This is a genomic window from Pseudomonas protegens CHA0 (assembly GCF_000397205.1).
Lineage (GTDB): Bacteria > Pseudomonadota > Gammaproteobacteria > Pseudomonadales > Pseudomonadaceae > Aquipseudomonas > Aquipseudomonas protegens.
The window spans coordinates 5,080,059-5,100,695 of record NC_021237.1 but is presented as its reverse complement, the minus strand read 5'-3'; the positions used below and the strand labels follow the sequence as shown (position 1 = coordinate 5,100,695).

General features: G+C 63.3%; 23 protein-coding genes and 1 riboswitch. Of the genes, 20 read left to right on the top strand and 3 right to left on the bottom strand.

The window, feature by feature from the left end:
* Positions 1-176: 176 nt before the first annotated feature.
* From PFLCHA0_RS22540 to PFLCHA0_RS22515, 6 genes are all read left to right on the top strand, one after another.
* On the top strand, positions 177-1,217 hold the full coding sequence (locus PFLCHA0_RS22540; protein ID WP_015636645.1) for a DUF2066 domain-containing protein: 1,041 nt from the start codon (positions 177-179) through the stop codon (positions 1,215-1,217).
* A gap of 37 nt (positions 1,218-1,254) precedes the next feature.
* Positions 1,255-2,328, top strand: coding sequence for an AI-2E family transporter (locus PFLCHA0_RS22535; protein ID WP_011062701.1), 1,074 nt, complete (start codon positions 1,255-1,257; stop codon positions 2,326-2,328).
* A 207-nt stretch (positions 2,329-2,535) separates the two neighbouring features.
* The gene (gene hda, locus PFLCHA0_RS22530) at positions 2,536-3,240 is read left to right on the top strand and encodes a DnaA regulatory inactivator Hda (protein ID WP_007898944.1); all 705 of its coding nucleotides are present in this window, start codon (positions 2,536-2,538) and stop codon (positions 3,238-3,240) included.
* 223 nt (positions 3,241-3,463) lie between these two features.
* Positions 3,464-4,084 (top strand): C40 family peptidase, encoded by a 621-nt coding sequence (locus PFLCHA0_RS22525; protein WP_015636644.1) that lies wholly within the window; start codon positions 3,464-3,466, stop codon positions 4,082-4,084.
* Between the two features lie 164 nt (positions 4,085-4,248).
* Positions 4,249-4,782, top strand: a complete 534-nt coding sequence (locus PFLCHA0_RS22520) for a C40 family peptidase (RefSeq protein ID WP_015636643.1) — start codon at positions 4,249-4,251, stop codon at positions 4,780-4,782.
* A 21-nt stretch (positions 4,783-4,803) separates the two neighbouring features.
* Positions 4,804-5,466: a class I SAM-dependent methyltransferase gene (locus tag PFLCHA0_RS22515; RefSeq protein ID WP_041752473.1), complete on the top strand. Its 663-nt coding sequence runs from the start codon at positions 4,804-4,806 to the stop codon at positions 5,464-5,466.
* 2 nt (positions 5,467-5,468) lie between these two features.
* Here PFLCHA0_RS22515 and PFLCHA0_RS22510 read toward each other — a convergent pair whose 3' ends face one another.
* Positions 5,469-6,788 carry a PQQ-dependent sugar dehydrogenase gene (locus PFLCHA0_RS22510; protein WP_015636641.1) on the bottom strand — a complete coding sequence of 440 codons (1,320 nt, stop codon included), beginning with the start codon at positions 6,786-6,788 and terminating at the stop codon, positions 5,469-5,471.
* A 70-nt stretch (positions 6,789-6,858) separates the two neighbouring features.
* Positions 6,859-7,440 (bottom strand): hypothetical protein, encoded by a 582-nt coding sequence (locus PFLCHA0_RS22505; RefSeq protein ID WP_011062696.1) that lies wholly within the window; start codon positions 7,438-7,440, stop codon positions 6,859-6,861.
* Positions 7,441-7,611: 171 nt separating this feature from the next.
* Positions 7,612-7,844, top strand: a riboswitch (cobalamin riboswitch).
* An 81-nt stretch (positions 7,845-7,925) separates the two neighbouring features.
* On the opposite strand from PFLCHA0_RS22505, the gene cobO reads away from it, so the two are divergent.
* From cobO to PFLCHA0_RS22440, 14 genes are all read left to right on the top strand, one after another.
* Positions 7,926-8,537 (top strand): cob(I)yrinic acid a,c-diamide adenosyltransferase, encoded by a 612-nt coding sequence (gene cobO, locus PFLCHA0_RS22500; protein WP_015636640.1) that lies wholly within the window; start codon positions 7,926-7,928, stop codon positions 8,535-8,537.
* 10 nt (positions 8,538-8,547) lie between these two features.
* Positions 8,548-9,888, top strand: coding sequence for a cobyrinate a,c-diamide synthase (locus PFLCHA0_RS22495; RefSeq protein WP_015636639.1), 1,341 nt, complete (start codon positions 8,548-8,550; stop codon positions 9,886-9,888).
* On the top strand, positions 9,881-10,531 hold the full coding sequence (gene bluB, locus PFLCHA0_RS22490; RefSeq protein ID WP_015636638.1) for a 5,6-dimethylbenzimidazole synthase: 651 nt from the start codon (positions 9,881-9,883) through the stop codon (positions 10,529-10,531). The genes PFLCHA0_RS22495 and bluB overlap by 8 nt, the downstream gene beginning before the upstream one ends.
* Positions 10,528-11,436, top strand: a complete 909-nt coding sequence (cbiB, locus tag PFLCHA0_RS22485) for an adenosylcobinamide-phosphate synthase CbiB (protein WP_015636637.1) — start codon at positions 10,528-10,530, stop codon at positions 11,434-11,436. Before bluB ends, cbiB begins: the two co-directional genes overlap by 4 nt.
* Positions 11,429-12,421, top strand: coding sequence for a threonine-phosphate decarboxylase CobD (gene cobD, locus PFLCHA0_RS22480; protein WP_011062691.1), 993 nt, complete (start codon positions 11,429-11,431; stop codon positions 12,419-12,421). The genes cbiB and cobD overlap by 8 nt, the downstream gene beginning before the upstream one ends.
* Positions 12,418-13,869, top strand: coding sequence for a cobyric acid synthase (locus tag PFLCHA0_RS22475; protein ID WP_015636636.1), 1,452 nt, complete (start codon positions 12,418-12,420; stop codon positions 13,867-13,869). The genes cobD and PFLCHA0_RS22475 overlap by 4 nt, the downstream gene beginning before the upstream one ends.
* A gap of 42 nt (positions 13,870-13,911) precedes the next feature.
* Positions 13,912-14,433, top strand: a complete 522-nt coding sequence (gene cobU / locus PFLCHA0_RS22470; RefSeq protein ID WP_015636635.1) for a bifunctional adenosylcobinamide kinase/adenosylcobinamide-phosphate guanylyltransferase — start codon at positions 13,912-13,914, stop codon at positions 14,431-14,433.
* Positions 14,430-15,485, top strand: coding sequence for a nicotinate-nucleotide--dimethylbenzimidazole phosphoribosyltransferase (gene cobT / locus PFLCHA0_RS22465; RefSeq protein WP_015636634.1), 1,056 nt, complete (start codon positions 14,430-14,432; stop codon positions 15,483-15,485). The genes cobU and cobT overlap by 4 nt, the downstream gene beginning before the upstream one ends.
* Positions 15,482-16,057: an alpha-ribazole phosphatase family protein gene (gene cobC / locus PFLCHA0_RS22460; RefSeq protein ID WP_015636633.1), complete on the top strand. Its 576-nt coding sequence runs from the start codon at positions 15,482-15,484 to the stop codon at positions 16,055-16,057. Before cobT ends, cobC begins: the two co-directional genes overlap by 4 nt.
* 1 nt (position 16,058) lies before the next feature.
* Complete coding sequence (locus PFLCHA0_RS22455) at positions 16,059-16,790, top strand: adenosylcobinamide-GDP ribazoletransferase (RefSeq protein ID WP_015636632.1); 732 nt, start codon at positions 16,059-16,061, stop codon at positions 16,788-16,790.
* A gap of 70 nt (positions 16,791-16,860) precedes the next feature.
* Positions 16,861-17,265 (top strand): MarR family winged helix-turn-helix transcriptional regulator, encoded by a 405-nt coding sequence (locus tag PFLCHA0_RS22450; RefSeq protein ID WP_015636631.1) that lies wholly within the window; start codon positions 16,861-16,863, stop codon positions 17,263-17,265.
* 52 nt (positions 17,266-17,317) lie between these two features.
* The gene (locus PFLCHA0_RS22445; RefSeq protein ID WP_015636630.1) at positions 17,318-18,520 is read left to right on the top strand and encodes an MFS transporter; all 1,203 of its coding nucleotides are present in this window, start codon (positions 17,318-17,320) and stop codon (positions 18,518-18,520) included.
* Positions 18,517-18,639 (top strand): hypothetical protein, encoded by a 123-nt coding sequence (locus PFLCHA0_RS32110; protein WP_015636629.1) that lies wholly within the window; start codon positions 18,517-18,519, stop codon positions 18,637-18,639. Before PFLCHA0_RS22445 ends, PFLCHA0_RS32110 begins: the two co-directional genes overlap by 4 nt.
* Positions 18,640-18,694: 55 nt before the next feature.
* The gene (locus PFLCHA0_RS22440) at positions 18,695-19,246 is read left to right on the top strand and encodes a glutathione peroxidase (protein ID WP_015636628.1); all 552 of its coding nucleotides are present in this window, start codon (positions 18,695-18,697) and stop codon (positions 19,244-19,246) included.
* Positions 19,247-19,325: 79 nt separating this feature from the next.
* Here the strand turns inward: PFLCHA0_RS22440 and PFLCHA0_RS22435 are convergent, their stop codons facing one another.
* On the bottom strand, positions 19,326-20,606 hold the full coding sequence (locus tag PFLCHA0_RS22435) for an OmpP1/FadL family transporter (protein ID WP_011062682.1): 1,281 nt from the start codon (positions 20,604-20,606) through the stop codon (positions 19,326-19,328).
* Positions 20,607-20,637: the final 31 nt, after the last annotated feature.

Genomic DNA, 20,637 nt, shown 5'->3' with positions numbered 1-20,637 from the left:
GTGTTGGTGCTCCTGCCCATGCCTGTATAAGGTATAGCGCTCAAGTGGCTATCGTTATGACAGCGCGAAAACTATCGGGCGCCGGGTGAATGTTTTGCCCAGGCTTGTGGTCACAGCCTTGCTCGCCGCGGTTCAAGTGCGCTGTTTCAATCGTTTTCTGTCGTCGGGAATCTTCCATGCGTCTGGGTAAATTTCTGTTTGTGGGCTGTTTGTCATTGGTCAGCCTGGCGAGTCATGCCGAAACCCTCAATGGCCTGTATCAAGTGCGTGAGCCTGTGAGCAGCCAGTCGCCCGAAGAGCGCGACCAGGCCACGCAACGGGCCCTGGAAACCCTGGTGTTGCGCCTCACTGGCGACGCCAAGGCCGCCCAGGGGCCAGGGCTGGCGGCGATCCGCAAGGACCCGCAGCAGATCATCAGTCAGTACGGCTACGACGCCGGCCCGCCGGAAAGCCTGCAGGTGGATTTCGATCCGGTCACCACCGATCGCGCCCTGCGTCAGGCCGGGCTATCGCTCTGGGGCAACAACCGGCCGTCGATCATCGGCTGGTGGTTGAGTGATTCCACCGAAGGCTCGAGCCTGGTGGGTGATGGCCAGGCCAGCGCGGCGCCCTTGCGGCGTGCGGCTCAACATCGTGGCTTACCCCTGCGCCTGCCGCTGGGGGATCTGAACGAGCAGATCGTCGCCACGGCGCCGAATCTTGAAGGTTCCGATCCGGCGCCGCTGCGTGAAGCCTCCGAGCGTTACGGTGCTGATGCGTTGCTGGCGGTACATGCCCGGGAAGAAGGTGGCCAATGGCAAGCCAAGTGGCGGCTGTGGCTGGGCGATCAGAAGGAGCAGGGCACTGTCCAGGGCGCCGATACCGCGGCCCTGGCCGATGGGGTGTTGCTGGCGGTGAGCCAGCGTCTGGCGCCCCGTTTCGTCACTCGTCCTGGTGCTTCCAGCGAGCAGTTGCTGGAAGTGCAGGGCATGACTCTGGAGCATTACGCGGCCCTTGGGCACTTGCTGGAGCCTTTTGGTGCGCAGTTGCAGAGCGTTGACGGTGATCGGATCGTCTATCGCGTCAACGGCAGTGCTGAGCAGCTGCGGGCGCAACTGTCGCTGGCCAAGCTGCAAGAGATTCCGGCGGGTGAAGCGCCTGCGCCGCATGCTCCTGTACAAGGCGCTGAAGGGGCCGCGCCGCCGGCGCCGCAGGCCCAACTGCGTTTTCGTTGGTAGCAGGTTGTTTCCTTCTATATAGAAGCTGGAGAGGTATATGGCTGATACGCGTCGCTGGGTCTGGTTGGGTGTCGTGCTCCTGGCCTGCGGGTTCGTCTACCTGCTGCACCCGATCCTCAGTCCGTTCCTGGTGGCGCTGTTGCTGGCCTACCTGTTCGATCCGCTGGTGGACCGGCTGGAGCAATGGGGGTTGTCGCGGACCTGGGGCGTGGTGGCGGTATTCGCCCTGTTCACCCTGATCGTCATGACCCTGCTGCTGGTGCTGGTGCCCATGCTGGCCAAGCAGTTGGTGCGGCTCTATGAACTGGCGCCGCAGATGCTCGATTGGGTCCAGCACAGCGCCATGCCCTGGGTGCAGTCCAAGCTCGGTCTGGCGGACGGCTTCTGGAAGTTCGACAAGGTCAAGGCGGCCATCAGCGAGCACATGGGCCAGACCACCGATATCGTCGGCGTGGTGCTGAGCCAGGCAACGGCTTCGGGCCTGGCGCTGATTGGCTGGCTGGCCAATCTGGTGCTGATCCCGGTGGTCAGCTTCTATCTGCTGCGGGACTGGGACTTGATGATGGCCAAGATCCGCAGCCTGTTGCCACGCAGCCGCGAAGAGCAGGTGGTGTCTCTGGCCGGGGAGTGCCATGAAGTGCTGGGGGCTTTTGTTCGCGGGCAATTGCTGGTGATGCTGGCTCTCGGGGTGATCTACGCCGCGGGCCTGATGCTGGTGGGGCTGGAGCTGGGGCTGTTGATCGGTCTGATTGCCGGTCTGGCGGCAATCGTGCCGTATATGGGCTTTGTCATCGGCATTGGCGCGGCTCTGATTGCCGGGCTGTTCCAGTTCGGTGGCGACCTGTATCCGATGATCGGCATTGTCGCGGTATTCATGGTGGGGCAAGCCCTTGAGGGCATGGTGCTGACGCCGTTGCTGGTGGGCGATCGCATCGGCCTGCACCCGGTGGCGGTGATCTTTGCCATTCTTGCCGGCGGCGAACTGTTCGGTTTTACCGGGGTGCTGCTGGCGCTGCCGGTGGCAGCGGTGATCATGGTGCTGGTGCGCCATGTGCATGATCTGTACAAGGATTCGGATCTCTACAGCGGTGCTGAAGACCCCGAGTTGTAAAGGGGCGCGCGGGCCTTCGTGACGGTTGGCGGCGCTCGGCCGGCTGTCACGGTAGCTGTCAAGGAACGCCCTTCGATTGCGTTTGGCTGTCGCAAACCTTTGATTTTGCTTGTGGTCTGCTGCATTGTGCGCTCGGCGTCACGGGTATAAACTTTGCAAACTTTACACAGAGGCCACTAACGGTTCGTTTGGAACTGTTCAGTCAGCATGAAACCGATTCAGCTGCCCCTAGGTGTGCGTCTGCGTGATGACGCCACCTTCATCAACTACTACCCAGGCGCCAATGCCGCAGCACTCGGCTACGTCGAGCGCCTCTGCGAAGCCGACGCCGGTTGGACCGAAAGCCTGATCTACCTCTGGGGCAAGGATGGCGTGGGCCGCACGCACTTGCTGCAGGCCGCGTGCCTGCGTTTCGAGCAGTTGGGGGAGCCGGCGGTGTATCTGCCGCTGGCGGAGCTTCTGGATCGCGGTATCGAGATTCTCGACAACCTGGAACAGTACGAGCTGGTTTGCCTGGATGACCTGCAGGCAGTGGCTGGCAAGGCGGATTGGGAAGAAGCGCTGTTTCATCTGTTCAACCGCTTGCGCGACAGTGGTCGGCGCCTGTTGATCGCGGCCTCGACCTCGCCTCGCGAGTTGCCGGTGAAGCTGGCGGATTTGAAGTCCCGCCTGACCCTGGCGCTGATCTTTCAGATGCGCCCGCTCTCCGACGAAGACAAATTGCGTGCCTTGCAGCTAAGGGCATCCCGCCGGGGGTTGCATCTGACCGACGAGGTCGGGCATTTCATCCTGACCCGCGGTACCCGCAGCATGAGTGCCCTGTTCGAGCTTCTCGAACGCCTCGACCAGGCTTCGTTGCAGGCCCAGCGCAAGCTGACCATCCCTTTTCTGAAAGAGACCCTGGGCTGGTAAAGACAAGGCGTCCAGGGCTTTCTGGAGCGACCTTCGGCATATTCCAGGCGCCAGAAAACGCACCTTTGGAAGGGTTTCCAGAGGTGGGCGGACTTAAAATGGGCTTAAAGCCTTAGATGTACGGAAGAAACTCATAAGTCACATTCTGATCGATTGAATTTGCAAATGAGGGCGATAGAAGGCATAGTCGCGTCTTCTTTTATTTCAAGCCACGGTCGTGCCCATGCTAAATCGCTTCGCACCCCTCGTGCCTCTCGCACTCGTCACCCTGTTGTTTGGTTGCGCCTCCCACACTCCGGTGTCCCAGCAGCAACCTGTCCAGCAGGCTCAAGTCTCCGTCAAAAACCAGTCTTCCGCTGTTTATCAGGAAGAGCTGGCAACTGAAAAGGAACTGGCAGAGTTCTCTGACAGCAAGCCTTACCAGTTGCCAGTTCTGGCTGACAGCATCCTCGAGCGCGGCATGTCCCTGATCGGTACCCGTTACCGTTTCGGCGGTACCTCGGAAGCCGGCTTCGATTGCAGCGGTTTCATCGGTTATCTGTTTCGTGAAGAGGCGGGCATGAACCTGCCGCGTTCCACTCGCGAAATGATCAACGTGAAAGCGCCTCTGGTAGCGCGCAACAATCTCAAACCGGGTGATCTGCTGTTCTTCAGCACCAACGGCCGTGGGCGCGTCAGCCACGCAGGTATCTACCTGGGCGATGACCAGTTCATCCACTCCAGCAGCCGTCGCAGTGGCGGTGTGCGGGTCGACAGCCTGGGCGATAGCTACTGGAGCAAGACCTTCATCGAAGCCAAGCGCGCACTTGCCATGGCTCCAACCGTGGTCACTGCACGCAAATAAGCGGACTATTTGTAGGGCGAAGTTAAAGTCTTACTTGAAGTTTGGCGTGTAGGCGCTAGAATCCTGATCTATTGTTGAAACTAACCGCGTAAGCCTTGCTTACGCGGTTTTGTTTTCAGTGCCACGGCAGAGAAAGCCGCATCCCGATCAGGATTGTCCAGCTTATGTCGACCTCAGCCCGTTTTGCTCTTATTGCCCTCGCAGCGCTGCTCAGCGCCTGTGCCAGCCGTACCCCGCCGCCTGCGCCTGTGGTGCGTGCTCCGGTGTTCACCTCCTCCCAAACCTTCTCTCCGGTTGCCGAAGACGTGCTGTTCCGCGCCCTTGGGCTGGTGGGCACGCCTTATCGCTGGGGCGGCAACACCCCGGATTCCGGTTTCGACTGCAGTGGCCTGATCGGTTACGTCTACCGCGATGCGGCGGGTATTTCCCTGCCGCGTTCAACCCGGGAAATGATCGGCATGCAGGCGCCGGACGTGGGCAAGAACGCGCTGCAGACCGGCGATCTGATCTTCTTCGCCACCAATGGCGGCTCCCAGGTCAGCCATGCGGGCATCTACGTGGGGGAAGGGCGCTTCGTGCATGCGCCGGCCACTGGCGGCACGGTGAAGCTCGACAGCCTGTCCAAGGCCTATTGGCAGAAGGCCTACCTGAGCGCGAAGCGCGTCCTGCAGCCAGAACACCTGGCGCGCAATCCCTAATCTTCTCTGGTCGAGGTGCCTGTGACCGCTCGGACGCTGAACCTCGACGATGCCCTCTACCATTACCTGCTGGACGTTTCCCTGCGTGAAACGCCCCTGCTGCGTCGTCTGCGGGATGAAACCCAGGCAATGCCCACCGCCCGTTGGCAGGTGGCGCCCGAGCAGGGCCAGTTCCTCGCGTTGCTGGTGAAGTTGACCGGCGCCCGTCGCGTGCTGGAGGTCGGCACCTTCACCGGCTACAGCGCCCTGTGCATGGCCCAGGCGCTGCCTGAAGACGGTTCTCTGATCTGCTGCGACATTCCCGGCGACTACAACGCTACGGCCCTGCGCTACTGGCAGGAGGCGGGGGTGGGCCAGCGCATCGAACTGCGCCTGGCCCCGGCCCTGGATACCCTGGCCAGCCTGGAGCGAGCGGGGCAGCTTGGCTGTTTCGACCTGATCTTCATCGATGCCGACAAGGCCAACTACCCGGCCTACCTGGAGGTCGCGCTGGGCCTGCTGCGCGTTGGCGGGCTGCTGGTGTTCGATAACACCCTGTGGAGCGGGCGCGTGCTGGAGACCGATTCCCTGAGCGAGGATACTCGAGCCATCCAGGCGCTCAATCGCGCCTTGAAGGATGACTCGCGTATCGATCTGTCGCTGCTGCCGCTGGGAGATGGTCTGACGCTGTGCCGCAAGCGTTGAGCCTAGGGGGCTTTGGCGGCGGAGACTCGCCAGATCTTGTTGCCGACATCGTCGGCCACCAATAACCCGCCTTGCTGGTCGATCACCACTCCGACCGGGCGTCCCATGGCCTTCTCGTCGGCATTGAGAAAGCCGCTAAGCACATCGATCGGCGCTCCATTGGGCTTGCCGGCGCTGAATGGCACGAAAATCACCTTGTAGCCGCTATGGGGTTTGCGGTTCCAGGAACCGTGCTGGCCGATGAAGGCGCCTTCGGTGAAGGGGGCGGGGAGCTTGCTGCCGTCGGCGAAGGTCAGCCCCAGCGACGCGGTGTGCGGGCCTACCGCGTAGTCCGGGGCGATGGCCTTGGCCACCAGGTCGAGGTTCTGCGGCTCGACCCGTACATCCACATGTTGCCCGTAGTAGCTGAAGGGCCAGCCATAGAACGCGCCATCCTTGACCGAGGTGATGTAGTCCGGCACCAGGTCGCTGCCGATTTCGTCCCGCTCGTTGACTGCGGTCCAGAGTGCGCCGCTGGCCGGCTCCCAGGCCAGGCCATTGGGGTTGCGCAGGCCGGTGGCGAACAGGCGGTGCTGGCCGCTTTCACGGTCCACCTCCCAGATCGCCGCTCGGCCTTGCTCCTTGTCCAGGCCGTTTTCGCCGACGTTGCTGTTGGAGCCCACGGTGACGTAGAGCTTGCTGCCGTCCTTGCTGGCGATAACGTTCTTGGTCCAGTGATGGTTGAGGGTGCCGCCGGGCAGGTCGACCACCTTGGTGGCGGCTGCGCTGATCTGGGTGTCGCCGCTCTGATAGGGAAAGCGCAGTAGCTTGTCGGTATCGGCCACATACAGGTCATTGCCCACCAGGGTCATGCCAAAGGGCGAATTGAGGTTCTCCAGAAACACTGTGCGGGTCTCCGCCACACCATCGTGATCCTGGTCCCTTAGCAGGGTGATGCGGTTGGCGCTGGGCACGGCCGCCCCGGCACGGCCCATGATCTTGCCGGCGATCCAGCCGCGAATGCCCTGGCTGTCATCCGGTTTGGGCGGGGCGTTGGTTTCCGCCACCAGCACATCGCCATTGGGCAGGACGTAGAGCCAGCGTGGATGGTCGAGGTTCTCGGCGAAAGCCTTGACCTGGGTGCCGGCCGCGGCCTGGGGTTTTGCACCTTGCGGCCAGCCGATGGCGGGGGCGATGTTGACCGTGGGGATCAGCGTCGGGTTAGGTTCTGGCAGCTTGGGGTTGGGGCCGGTGCCGTCGGATACCTGCAGGCTGGAAGTTTCGCCGCAGGCGGCGAGGCCGGCGGCGATGGCGATCAGTAGGCTGTGCTGAAGCTTGAGCATGCGAATTTCCCTATGAGTGCACGGACGTCGTAGTCATAGAGAAGCATAGCCAGTCGATGGTTCCGCCCGATCAGCGGGCCTCCTTGAAGAGCACGGCGACGCCCGGGTGGTAGTGGCCGGCCTCGTTGTGCAGCTTGCGATAGGCATAGGGGAAGTACCAGGCCACGGCGCAGCAGTGCTCCTTCTGCAGTTCGTCGAGCATGTCCTGGAGTTCTTCCGGGGTAGCGCTGTGCTGGGATTTTTGTGGGGCAACGAACAGGCAACCCAGTCTCAGGTCGCTGGCGTAGCTGATCTTTCTTGCGTCCTGGGCAACGTCCAGCAGTGCCTGGGTCAGGTTCAGGCTGTTGACCCTTGGCCAGCGCTGGGTGGCGTGGATGTAGGCGCGCTCTTCCTTGGTGGCCAGGTACAGGTCGGTGCGGGCGTTGCGCGCACCTTCTTCCTGCTGTTTCCTGCTGGGGCTGTGTTCCAGGCTGACCATCTCGGCCATCCAGGCCGACGCGCTGAGCAGCCCGAGATTGGCCTGCTCGTCGAACCAGTAGGGCGTTTCGTTATCGCCGCGAACCGCGTTGTAACGATCGATGCAATCGAACCAGCGTTCCAGCATCGGGCGCAGGAATTCCAGCTTCGGATTGCTGATGATCATGCCTTGCATCGAACTCACCCCTTATTGTTGTGTGGTTGGCGCCTGGGGCGCTGAAAAGTGGCTATTTGATATCATTGCTCTGAGTGTGGCACAAGATTGGCGTCAGTTTATTGATGCAGTGCAGTTTTGTGCCGGGGGCGACGGCCGGCTTTAATTGACGCTCCACCCCCAACCCTCTAACCTTCGCGACTTGTTTCAGGTGCTCTGTGGCCGGTGGCCGACAGAGTGAAACAGGGAAGCCGGTCAGGGTCTGTTCCAGTGATGGAGCCGACGACGATTCCGGCGCTGCCCCCGCAACGGTAGATGAGTCAAGACTGCGCCTGACGCCACTGTGTCAATGACACGGGAAGGCGCGCAGTCCGGCAGCCATGCCGCTCATGAGCCCGGAGACCGGCCTGATCCATCCAACGGCATCACGGTGGGCGATGCCAGGCTAGCGCCGTCTGTTCCTTTTCCCTGCCCCCCGTTCCCCAGCCCCAACGGAGAGCTGCCCCATGAGTGAATCCCCCGATCGTGACGAGCGCCATCTGGCGCGCATGTTGCGCAAAAAAGCCGTGATCGATGAACGCATTGCCAACTCGCCCAACGAATGCGGCCTGCTGCTGGTATTGACCGGCAACGGCAAGGGCAAGAGCAGCTCGGCCTTCGGCATGCTGGCGCGGTCCATGGGCCACGGCATGCAGTGTGGCGTGGTGCAGTTCATCAAGGGGCGTAACAGCACCGGCGAAGAACTGTTCTTCCGGCGTTTCCCCGAGCAGGTGCGCTTTCACGTGATGGGGGAAGGCTTTACCTGGGAAACCCAGGATCGCCAGCGCGATATTGCTGCTGCTGAAGCCGCCTGGGCGGTTTCCAGGGAGTTGCTGAGCAACCCGGATATTGGCCTGGTGGTGCTCGACGAGCTGAACATTGCCCTCAAGCACGGCTACCTGGACCTGGATCAGGTGCTCAGTGACCTGCAGGCACGTCCGCCCATGCAGCATGTGGTAGTGACCGGTCGCGGCGCCAAGCCGGAGATGATCGAGCTGGCCGATACCGTGACCGAGATGGGCATGGTCAAGCACGCCTTCCAGGCCGGGATCAAGGCGCAGAAAGGTGTCGAGCTGTGAGCGTGAATTCATGACTGATGTTCGTCATTGCCCGGCAGTGTTGATCGCCGCACCGGCTTCCGGCCAGGGCAAGACCACGGTGACCGCGGCCCTTGCCCGCTTGCACCGCAACCGGGGGCGCAAGGTCCGGGTCTTCAAGTGCGGCCCGGATTTCCTCGACCCGATGATTCTTGAGCGCGCCAGTGGTGCCGCGGTGTACCAGTTGGACATGTGGATGGTGGGCGAGCAGGAAAGCCGCCGTCTGCTCTGGGAGGCGGCGGGAGAGGCCGACCTGATTCTGATCGAGGGGGTCATGGGCCTGTTCGATGGCACCCCTTCCAGCGCCGATCTGGCGCGGCATTTCGGCGTGCCGGTGCTGGGGGTGATCGATGGCACCGCCATGGCCCAGACCTTCGGCGCCCTGGCTCTGGGCCTGGCGCGCTACCAGCCGGACCTGCCGTTTGCCGGGGTGCTGGCCAACCGGGTTGGTACCCTGCGCCATGCGCAGTTGCTGGAAGGCAGCCTGACGGAAGGCTTGCGCTGGTATGGCGCCTTGTCCCGGGAAACCGATATCGAGCTGCCCAGCCGCCATCTGGGGCTGGTGCAGGCCAGCGAGCTGAATGATCTGGACCTGCGCCTGGATGCCGCCGCCGAGGCCCTGGCCAGCAGTTGCCAGGTGGAACTGCCGCCAGCGGTGAGTTTTGCTGCACCCACGCCGGTGGCTTGCGCGCCACTGCTCAAGGGCGTGCGGATTGCCGTGGCGCGGGACGAGGCGTTTGCCTTCACCTATGGCGCCAGCCTCGATCTGTTGCGAGCCATGGGGGCGCAGTTGAGCTTCTTCTCGCCGATCCACGATACCCAGCTGCCCGACGCGGACAGCCTGTACCTGCCCGGCGGCTATCCCGAATTGCACCATCAGGCCCTGGCCCGCAACAGCAGCATGCTGCAGGCCATTCGTGCCCATCACGCGGCCGGCAAGCCGCTGCTCGCCGAGTGCGGCGGCATGCTCTACCTGCTGGACTCCCTGACCGATGTCGAAGGCCAGCGTGCCGAGCTCCTGGGCCTGCTGCCCGGAGATGCGGTAATGCAGAAGCGCCTGGCGGCACTGGCCTTGCAGGCGGTGGATTTGCCCGAAGGCAGTCTGCGCGGCCACACCTATCACCATTCCCTGACCAGCACCGAGCTGCTGCCCATCGCTCGTGGGCTCAGCCCCAACGGCGGGCGCGGCGCGGAAGCGGTGTATCGCCAGGGGCGGATGACGGCCTCTTACGTGCACTTCTATTTCCCGTCCAATCCGGCGGCGGTGGCGGCGTTGTTTGCGCCGGGCGCGCCTGTTCAGCCGGTTTTAGCCGAGGGCGTGGCGGGTGAGTGAGCAGGGGTTCTCTGAGGCGCAGCGCGAGGGGGTCTACCGGGCCATCGCCGAGCGCCGCGACATGCGTCATTTCGCGGGTGGCAGTGTCGAGCCGGCAGTGCTGCGGCGCTTGCTGGAAGCAGCGCATCAGGCGCCCAGTGTCGGCTTGATGCAGCCCTGGCGTTTTATTCGCATCAGCGACCGGCTGTTGCGCAAGCACATCCAGCAGTTGGTGGAGGCGGAGCGGGTGCGCACCGCCCAAGCCCTGGGTGAGCGTTCCGACGAGTTCATGAAGCTCAAGGTCGAAGGCATCAACGATTGTGCCGAGGTGCTGGTGGCCGCCTTGATGGATGACCGCGAACGACACATCTTCGGCCGTCGGACCCTGCCGGAGATGGACCTGGCGTCCCTGTCCTGCGCCATCCAGAACCTGTGGCTGGCAGCCCGCAGCGAAGGCCTTGGAATGGGGTGGGTGTCTTTGTTCGATCCTCAGGCCCTGGCCGATCTGCTGGGGCTGCCGGCAGGTGCCAAGCCCGTGGCCGTGCTGTGCCTGGGCCCGGTCACCGAATTCTACCCGGCGCCGATGCTGGCACTGGAAGGCTGGGCGCAACCGCGGCCGCTGAGTGAGTTGTTGTATGAGAATTACTGGGGAGTGAGTCAATGAGTGTGGCCTTGCTGAGTGTCGCCGGGGTCGCGCTGGATGCGCTGCTGGGCGAACCCAGGCGCTGGCATCCGCTGGTGGCGTTCGGCCGTGTGGCCGATCGTATCGAGCAACGTTTCAACTCCGCCGGCCGTGGCTGGCGCAGCCATGGCGTCACCGCCTGGGTGCTGGCGGTGGTGCCCCTGACCCTGGTGGCCACAGCGCTGTCCTGGTTGCCCTACGTCGGCTGGCTGGTGGAAATCCTGGCGTTGTACTGCGCCTTGGGCCTGCGCAGCCTCGGCGAGCATGTGGAGCCGGTGGCCCAGGCGTTGCGCAGTGACGATCTGGAAGAAGCGCGCCGCCGGGTGGGGTTTCTGGTGAGTCGCCAGACCAGCGAGCTGGACGCCACCGAAGTGGCCCGCGCGGCCACCGAATCGGTGCTGGAAAACGGCAGCGATGCGGTGTTCGCCGCGCTGTTCTGGTTTGCCGTGGCCGGCGCGCCCGGGGTGGTGCTCTACCGTCTGAGCAATACCCTGGATGCGATGTGGGGCTACCGCAACGAGCGCTTCGAACGTTTTGGCTGGGCTGCGGCGAAGATTGACGACCTGCTCAATTACATTCCCGCGCGCCTGGTGGCCCTGACTTACGCCTTGCTGGGCAAGACCCGGCTGGCACTCAAGTGCTGGCACCGCCAGGGCCCGACCTGGGACAGCCCGAATGCTGGCCCGGTGATGGCGGCCGGGGCGGGCGCCCTGGGAGTGGAGCTGGGTGGCGCAGCGATTTATCACGGTGAGCTGCATCAGCGCCCGCAACTGGGTGAAGGCGAGCCGGCCAGTGCCGGTTCCATTGATCGTGGCTGGCAGCTGGTGCAGCGGGGTGTCTGGCTGTGGCTGCTGATTCTTTGCCTGGGGGCTGAATTCTATGCTTGAGCACGGCGGACGACTGCGCAAGGCGGCCGAGCAATACGGGATTGCCGAAGATGCCTGGCTGGACTTGTCCAGCGGGTTGGCGCCCTGGCCGTTTCCCCTGCCGCCCATTGCGCTGCGTGCCTGGGCGCGCCTGCCGGAAACCGATGACGGACTGGAACAGGCGGCCCGCGAATACTATGGCGCCAGTGAAGTGCTGCCGGTGGCCGGCTCCCAGGCAGCAATCCAGTTGCTGCCGCGCTTGCGTCGAGCGGGCAAGGTCGGTGTGCTGTCGCCCTGTTATGCCGAGCACGCCGAAGCCTGGCGCCGCAGCGGCTACCGGGTACGCGAAGTGCTGGAGCAGGAAGTGGATTTCTTCCTCGACAGCCTCGATGTGCTGGTGGTGGTCAACCCGAACAACCCTACCGGCCTGAGCCTGACCCCGGAGCGCCTGCTGGACTGGCACGCGCGCCTGGCTCAGCGCGGCGGCTGGCTGGTGGTGGACGAAGCCTTCATGGACAACACCCCGCACCTGAGCCTGGCTCGCCACGCCCATCAGGTGGGGCTGATTGTGTTGCGTTCGTTCGGCAAGTTCTTTGGCCTGGCCGGAGTACGTCTGGGTTTTGTCCTGGCCGAGCGCCGGCTGCTCAAACTGCTGGCGGAGCAGGTCGGACCCTGGGCGGTCAGCGGGCCGACCCGGGTGGTGGGGCAGGCCTGCCTGCGCGATACCCAGGGGCACGCCCGGCAAAGGTTGCGCAGCGAAGCGGCGAGCGAGCGTCTGGTTGAAGTCCTCGAGCGCCATGGTCTCAAGCCCCAGGGCGGTTGCGCGCTGTTTCAGTGGCTGATCAGTGCCGAGGCCGAATCGCTTTATCACTTCATGGCGCGCCGCGGCATTCTCCTGCGGCTGTTCACTCATAACAGCAGCCTGCGCTTCGGCCTGCCCGCCGAGGAGGCCGATTGGGATCGCCTGGAACAGGCGCTGCAGGCCTATCGCAAGGAATATCCATGAGCACTCTGATGGTTCAAGGCACCACCTCGGATGCCGGCAAGAGCACCCTGGTGACGGCCCTGTGCCGTTGGCTGCGGCGCCAGGGTGTCAGCGTGGTGCCGTTCAAGCCCCAGAACATGGCCCTCAACAGTGCGGTGACTGCCGATGGCGGCGAGATCGGCAGGGCCCAGGCCGTCCAGGCCCAGGCGGCCAATCTGGCGCCCCACACCGACATGAACCCGGTGCTGCTCAAGCCCAACAGCGATACCGGCTCTCAGGTAATCATTCACGGCCGCGCCGTGACCAGTATGAACGCCGTGGCCTATCACGACTACAAGGCCATCGCCATGCAGGCCGTACTGGCTTCCCATGAGCGCCTGAAAAGCGCTTATCAGGTGGTGATGGTGGAAGGCGCCGGCTCGCCGGCGGAGATCAACCTGCGGGCCGGCGATATTGCCAACATGGGCTTTGCCGAGGCGGTGGACTGCCCGGTGCTGCTGATCGCCGACATCAACCGCGGTGGGGTCTTCGCCCATTTGGTGGGCACCCTGGAACTGCTGTCTCCCAGTGAGCAGGCTCGTGTAAAGGGCTTCATCATCAACCGCTTTCGTGGCGACCTGGCGTTGCTGCAACCGGGCCTGGACTGGCTGCAAGCCCGTACCGGCAAGCCGGTGATCGGCGTGCTGCCCTATGTCCTGGACCTGCACCTGGAAGCCGAGGACGGTATCGACCAACGCCAGGTGGGCAAGGTCGAACAGTTGCTCAAGGTGGTGGTGCCGGTGCTGCCGCGCATCAGCAATCACACGGATTTCGATCCGTTGCGCCTGCATCCTCAGGTCGACTTGCAATTCATCGGCCCCGGCCAGGCGATTCCTGCTGCCGATCTGATCATCCTCCCCGGCTCGAAAAGCGTACGGGGCGATCTGGCCTACCTGCGCAGCAACGGCTGGGATCGGGCGATTGCCCGCCACCTGCGCTACGGCGGCAAAGTGCTGGGCATCTGCGGTGGCCTGCAAATGCTTGGCGAGCAGGTGCATGACCCGCTCGGGCTCGAAGGCGCTGCGGGCTCCAGCCCCGGCCTGGGCCTGCTGGCATTTGAAACCGTGCTCGAAGAAGAGAAACAGCTGCGTAACGTCAGCGGTCGCCTGAGCCTGGAGAATGCCGCGGTCAGTGGTTATGAAATTCACGCCGGGGTCACTCGCGGGCCGGCCCTGGAGCTGGCCGCCGTGCAACTGGACGACGGTCGCAGCGATGGCGCCTGCAGCGCCGACGGGCAGATCCTCGGCACCTACCTGCACGGTCTGTTCGAAACCCCTGCGGCCTGCAGTGCGCTGTTGCGCTGGGCCGGGCTCGAAGCGGTGCAGGAGGTGGATTACCACGCCTTGCGTGAACGCGATATCGAGCGTCTGGCAGACCTGGTGGAGCATCACCTGGACACCGCTGCACTGCGTCGGCTCTGTGGCCTTTGAGCGCTCAACCCAGGCCGTCTTCCCTATCAGAGGTGCCCAAGCATGTTGCAACTGATCCTCGGCGGTGCCCGGTCCGGCAAGAGCCGCCTCGCTGAAAAGCTCGCCGGTGACAGCGCCCTGGCGGTGACCTACATCGCCACCAGCCAGCCTCTGGATGGCGAGATGAATCAACGCATTGCCCATCATCGCGATCGGCGTCCGGCCCATTGGGGCTTGATCGAGGAGCCGCTGGAGCTGGCCCGGGTGCTGCAGGAATCTGCCGGCGAAGGGCGCTGCCTGCTGGTGGACTGCCTGACCCTGTGGTTGACCAACCTGCTGATGCTCGAGGACCCCGAGCGCCTGGCCGCCGAACGCGAGGCCTTGTTGCATTGCGTGGCGAGCTTGCCGGGGGAGATCATTTTTGTCAGCAACGAAACCGGAATGGGTGTCGTGCCGCTGGGCGAATTGACTCGCCGCTATGTGGATGAAGCCGGTTGGCTGCATCAAGCCCTGGCCGAGCGTTGTCAGCGAGTGGTGCTGACGGTCGCCGGCCTGCCCCTGACTTTGAAAGGAACTGCGTTATGAGTAACTCTTGGTGGCTGGAACCCTGCAAGGCAATCGACACCCAGATGGTCGAGCAGGCCCTGGCGCGTCAGCAGCAACTGACCAAGCCGGCCGGCTCTCTCGGGCGCCTGGAGCCACTGGCGGTACGCCTGGCGGGCCTGCAAGGACGGCTCAAGCCCGGCATCGAGCGGCTATGGATCGCCATCTTCGCCGGTGACCATGGGGTGGTGGCCGAGGGCGTTTCCGCCTACCCGCAGGAAGTCACCGGGCAGATGTTGTTGAACTTCGTCAGCGGCGGAGCGGCCATCAGCGTGCTGGCCCGGCAACTGCAGGCGCAACTGGAGGTGGTGGATCTGGGCACAGTGACGCCAGGCTTGAACCTGCCGGGGGTGCGCCACCTGAACCTGGGGGCCGGCACGCAGAATTTTGTCCAGGAGCCGGCGATGACCCCTGCACAGGGCGAGCAGGCCCTGCAAGCCGGCCGCGACAGCGCGCTGCGGGCTCATGCCGACGGCGCCCAGCTGTTTATCGGCGGTGAAATGGGCATCGGCAATACCACCGCAGCCAGTGCCATTGCCTGTGCCCTGCTGGGTATTCCAGTGGCACAACTGGCCGGGCCGGGCACCGGCCTGAATGCCGAGGGGGTCAATCACAAGGCGCAGGTTATCGAGCGTGCCCTGGCGCTGCACGATGCCTCTCGCGGCGATGCCTTGCAGACCTTGTTCAACCTGGGTGGCTTTGAAGTGGCGGCGCTGGTGGGGGCTTACCTGGCGTGTGCCCAGGAGGGCATTGCGGTGCTGGTGGACGGTTTCATCTGCAGCGTCGCCGCGTTGGTGGCGGTGCGTCTGAATCCGGCCTGCGCGCCCTGGTTGCTGTTCGCCCACCAGGGCGCCGAGCCCGGGCACCGGCATGTGCTGCAGACCCTGCAAGCCGAACCCTTGCTGGACCTGGGCCTGCGCTTGGGTGAAGGCAGCGGCGCCGCCCTGGCAGTGCCGTTGCTGCGGCTGGCCTGTGACCTGCACGGGCAGATGGCGACTTTCGCCGAAGCAGCGGTGGCGGATCGTCCGGCATGACCTTGTACCTGGACCTGTTGCGCCACGGTGAAACCGAACTGGGTGGTGGCCTGCGCGGCAGCCTGGACGATGCGTTGACTGCAACGGGCTGGCAACAGATGCGCGAAGCCGTCCAGGGGCGGGGCCCCTGGGACCGGGTACTGAGTTCGCCATTGCAGCGCTGTGCGCGTTTCGCCCAAGAGCTGGCGGAGCGGTTGCAGTTGCCGCTGAGCCTCGAGCCTGATCTTCAGGAACTGCACTTTGGTGCCTGGGAAGGGCAGAGCGCGGCGGCGCTGATGGAAACCGACGCCGATGATCTGGGGCGTTTCTGGGCCGATCCCTATGCATTCACCCCGCCTGGGGGCGAGCCGGTAGAGCTGTTCTCCCTGCGGGTGCTGGGGGCGATAGAGCGCTTGTACCAGGCCTGCGCCGGGCAGCGTGTGCTGCTGGTCAGCCATGGCGGGGTCATGCGCCTGCTGCTGGCCCGGGCTCGAGGGCTGCCGCGCCAGCAGTTGTTGAACGTTGAAGTGGGTCATGGCGCGCTGTTTCGTCTGCAGGTCGCCAGCGAAGGCCGGATGAGCGAGGAGGGCTGAGATGTTGCCGTTCTGGATTGCCTTGCAGTTTCTCAGCAGCCTGCCGGTCCGCCTGCCGGGCATGCCTCGGCCTGAAGAGCTGGGCCGCTCGCTGTTGTTCTATCCGTTGGTGGGGCTGCTGTTCGGCGTGCTGTTGTGGGTGCTGAATGCCATGCTGGGCGGTGTTCCCCTGTTGCTGCATGCGGCCTTGCTGTTGACCGCCTGGGTCCTGCTCAGCGGTGGTCTGCACCTGGATGGCCTGGCGGACAGTGCCGATGCCTGGCTGGGAGGCTTTGGCGATCGAGAGCGGACCCTGAGCATCATGAAGGACCCCCGTAGTGGTCCGATCGCCGTGGTGACCCTGGTGCTGGTGCTGCTGCTCAAGTTCACCGCCCTGGTGGCGCTGATCGAACAACAGCAGGGCTTTGCCTTGTTGCTGGCGCCGCTGATCGGTCGCGGGGCATTGCTGGGCCTGTTTCTCTGCACGCCTTATGTGCGTGCCGGTGGGCTGGGGCAGGCGCTGGCTGACCACCTGCCACGTGTGGCCGGGCGGCAAGTGCTGGGCTTGAGCGTGCTGGCCTGTTTGCTGCTGGGGGGCTACAGCGGGTTATGGGCAGTGCTGCTGGCCGCTGTGCTGTTCTTCTGGCTGCGGCAAGTGATGATGCGGCGCCTGGGTGGTACCACTGGAGACACTGCCGGGGCTGTGCTTGAACTGTTGGAAACTGCCGTATTGCTCGGGGTGGCGCTGCTTTGAGTGGAGCACGGGATTGACGATTTTCATGAAAAATCTTGCCTTGGAATAATCACGGGTATATACACGCATCATGCTTCCCTCTCAGTGTTTGTGCACCAACCTGCGTCGCGCCGCCCGTGGCGTCAGCAGGTACTACGACGGCGCCCTTGATGGCTTCGGGATCAACGTTGCCCAGTATTCTCTGCTGAACAACCTGTTGCGCCTTGATCAGCCAAGCATTTCCAGCCTGGCGGAAGCCATGGGGCTGGATCGCAGCACGCTCGGGCGCAATGTGCGGGTCCTGGAAGCAGCAGGGCTGGTGCGCCTGCAGGAAGGCGACGATCAGCGAAACCGGCTGGTGCTGTTGACCGAGGCCGGGCATGAGCGGCTGGTGGCGGCCTTGCCTGCGTGGGAAGCGGCTCAGCAGCGGTTGATCGATCGCCTGGGTGTGGAAAAGCGTGAAACCTTGTTGGCCTTGCTGAACGAACTGTCTTGAGCGCCTTTCGTTCGACTATAAGCGGGTACATACCCGTAACTGGAGAATAAAAATGTCATCGATGTGGCGTACCAGCGGCTGGGTGCTTCTCGGCAGCGCATTGATCCTGGCCTTGTCGCTGGGGATCCGGCATGGCTTCGGCCTGTTCCTGCCGCCCATGAGCGCGCAGTTTGGCTGGGGGCGCGAAGTCTTCGCCTTCGCCATTGCCCTGCAGAACCTGATCTGGGGGCTGGCCCAGCCTTTTACCGGAGCCTTGGCCGATCGTTTTGGTGCGGCGAAAGTGGTACTGGTGGGTGGCGTGCTGTACGCGGTCGGGCTGGTGTTCATGGGGCTGTCGGATTCGGCCCTGACCCTGTCCCTGAGTGCCGGGCTGCTGATCGGCATAGGTCTGTCGGGTACGTCCTTCTCGGTAATTCTCGGTGTTGTCGGCCGCGCCTTGCCGCCGGAAAAACGCAGCATGGGCATGGGGATTGCCAGTGCGGCAGGTTCCTTCGGCCAATTTGCCATGCTCCCCGGAACCCTGGGGCTGATCGGCTGGCTGGGCTGGTCTACGGCGCTGCTGGTGCTGGGCTTGCTGGTGGCCTTGATCGTGCCATTGGTGAGCATGCTCAAGGACAAACCGCTGCCGGCGCTGGGGCATGAGCAGAGCCTCATGGAGGCCTTGCGTGAAGCCTGTTCCCATTCAGGGTTCTGGCTGTTGGCATTCGGCTTTTTCGTCTGTGGCTTCCAGGTGGTGTTCATCGGCGTGCACTTGCCGGCTTATCTGGTGGACCAGCACTTGCCGGCGACCGTGGGCACCACGGTGCTGGCCCTGATTGGCCTGTTCAATATCTTTGGTACCTATACCGCCGGCTGGCTGGGTGGGCGGATGTCCAAGCCGCGCCTGCTGACGGGCCTGTATCTGCTACGGGCGGTGGTGATCGGGCTGTTCCTGTGGTTGCCGGTGACTCAGGCCAGCGCCTATCTGTTCGGCATGGCCATGGGCTTTCTCTGGCTGTCCACCGTGCCTTTGACCAACGGCACCGTGGCCACCTTGTTTGGCGTGCGCAACCTGTCCATGCTCGGCGGCATTGTGTTCCTGTTCCACCAATTGGGGTCTTTCCTTGGTGGTTGGCTGGGGGGCGTGGTGTATGACCGTACCGGGAGCTACGACTTGATCTGGCAGGTGGCGATTCTCCTTAGTCTGTTGGCTGCGGCACTGAACTGGCCGGTGCGCGAGCGGCCGGTGGCGCGTTTGCAGGCCAGCGCGGCATGAACCGCTGGCTGCTGCGCGGTGCCGGCCTGGGCCTCGGCATTCTATTGTTGCTGCTGGCCTGGTGGGGCTGGCACCGGGGCGGCCTGGCGCTGATGCAGCTGGGCATGGGCGCTTGCTAGGGGAGCGAGGGGGCGAGTAACGTCGTAGCCCGACACTTTGACAAGGATTCTGGACATGGCTATGCGCTGGTTTGCGGTTCCAGCTTTACTCGCGACCTTGGCCGGCTCGGCATGGGCGGCGGACTGTCCGCCCCTGTTGCAGGGTTCCTTGCCCAAATTGCACGCCAAGGAATCCATCGACTTGTGCCAGCGCTTTGCCGGCAAGCCGCTGGTGGTGGTCAATACGGCGAGCTTCTGCGGGTTTGCTCCGCAATTCAAAGGCCTTGAGGCGCTGTACCAGCGTTACAAGGATCAAGGGCTGGAAGTGGTGGGCGTGCCCTCCAATGACTTCAAGCAAGAGTCCAAGGATGGCGCGGAGACTGCCAAGGTCTGCTACGTCAATTACGGCGTGACCTTCACCATGACCGAGCCACAGAAGGTTCGGGGGGCGGATGCGGTGCACCTGTTCAAGGTGCTGGCGCAGCAGAGTAGCGCGCCGAAGTGGAATTTCTATAAATACGTGGTGGATCGCCAGGGCAATGTGATTGCCAACTTTTCCAGCCTGACCAAACCGGACAATCCGGAATTCATCGAAGCGGTGGAGAAGGCATTGGCGTCGAAATCCTGAGAAAGCCTATTCATTAGCCAATAAAAAACCCGCATCTGCGGGTTTTTTATTGGTTTGAAACTGCGCGGCCTAGAGTTCGTTAGAACTTGTAGGTGGCGCCCAGGCCGTAGCCCCATGCGCTGTTCTGGTAAGTAGCGCTGTAGGCATTGCCTTTGCCGGTTCTGTTGACGTTGACGTCTTCTTCCTTCAGGTAGGAAACCGCCAGGTCCAGAGTCAGGTCTTCAGTCGGGCTGTAGCCGGCACCGAAGCTGATGGCCTTACGGTCACCGGTAGGGATACGTACGGAACGGTCGGTGTTGTTGGTTGGCGCCTGGTCAACCGAGAGGCCGCTGCGCAGAACCCACTCTTTGTTGACCTTGTAGGAAACACCAACAGCCGAGGCCCAGGTGTCGTGCCAGTTCTGTGGCTCGGTGATGGTGCCGATCGGGCCCCTGGAACCGCCAAGCAGGGCAGGAACACCTTCGTTGTTGACGGTGATGTCTTTCAGGCGGCTCCAGCGAGTCCAGGTGCTACCTGCGTAGACGGTCCACTGGTCATCCAGTTTCTGGGTGACAGAGAAGTCGACGACTTCCGGAGTAGTGATGTCCAGCGAGGCGTCGTAACGGCCGCCATTGAACGGACCGAAGCCCGGGCCGGCGATGTTGGTGTGGCCTTCCAGCTTGTACTTGACCTTCGAGTGGTAGGTCAGGCCCAGGCGAGTAGTGTCGGTAGGCTGGACGATGATGCCGACGTTGTAGCCGATGGCGGTATCGTCACCCTTGATCTTCACGCTGCCATCATTGCGGCCGAAGAGCGCAGGGTTTGGAAACGGAGTCGCGGAAGTTAGTTCACCGCTTAGGCGGTTGATGGTCGGGCCGAAGCCGATCGACACCATGTCATTGAAGGCATAGCTGACGGTCGGTTGCAGGGTGACGACCTTGACTACGCTCTTGTCGCCGTAATAGCGGCTGGCAGAAGTCGACTCATAGTTGGTAACCAGGCCGAAGGGGGCATAGGCGCCCAGACCCAATGCCCAGCCGTTGCCCAGTTGTTTGACGAAGAACCCCATAGGAACGCTGGTGAACGGAACCATGTCGCCGTCGCTGGTGCCGCCGGGTGGGCCGCCCTTGACGTTTTTCAGGTTGGTCTTGGCATCGATTGCCGCAACGCCGACAGTTACCTGGTCACGTTGCAGCAGGGACATGCCGGCAGGGTTACCGTAAACGGTGCTGGCATCTTCGGCAGAAGAGGAACGACCCGCGAAGCCGGTACCCATGCCGCTGATGCTTTGTTCGTTAAGAGCAAAACCGCTGGCGAAAAGTTGGGTAGAGGCAAGTGCAACCGCGAGACTTATGGTGGATTTGAGCATTACTTTTTTCATTATTAGAACTCCTGGTGATCACCGAGGCGAA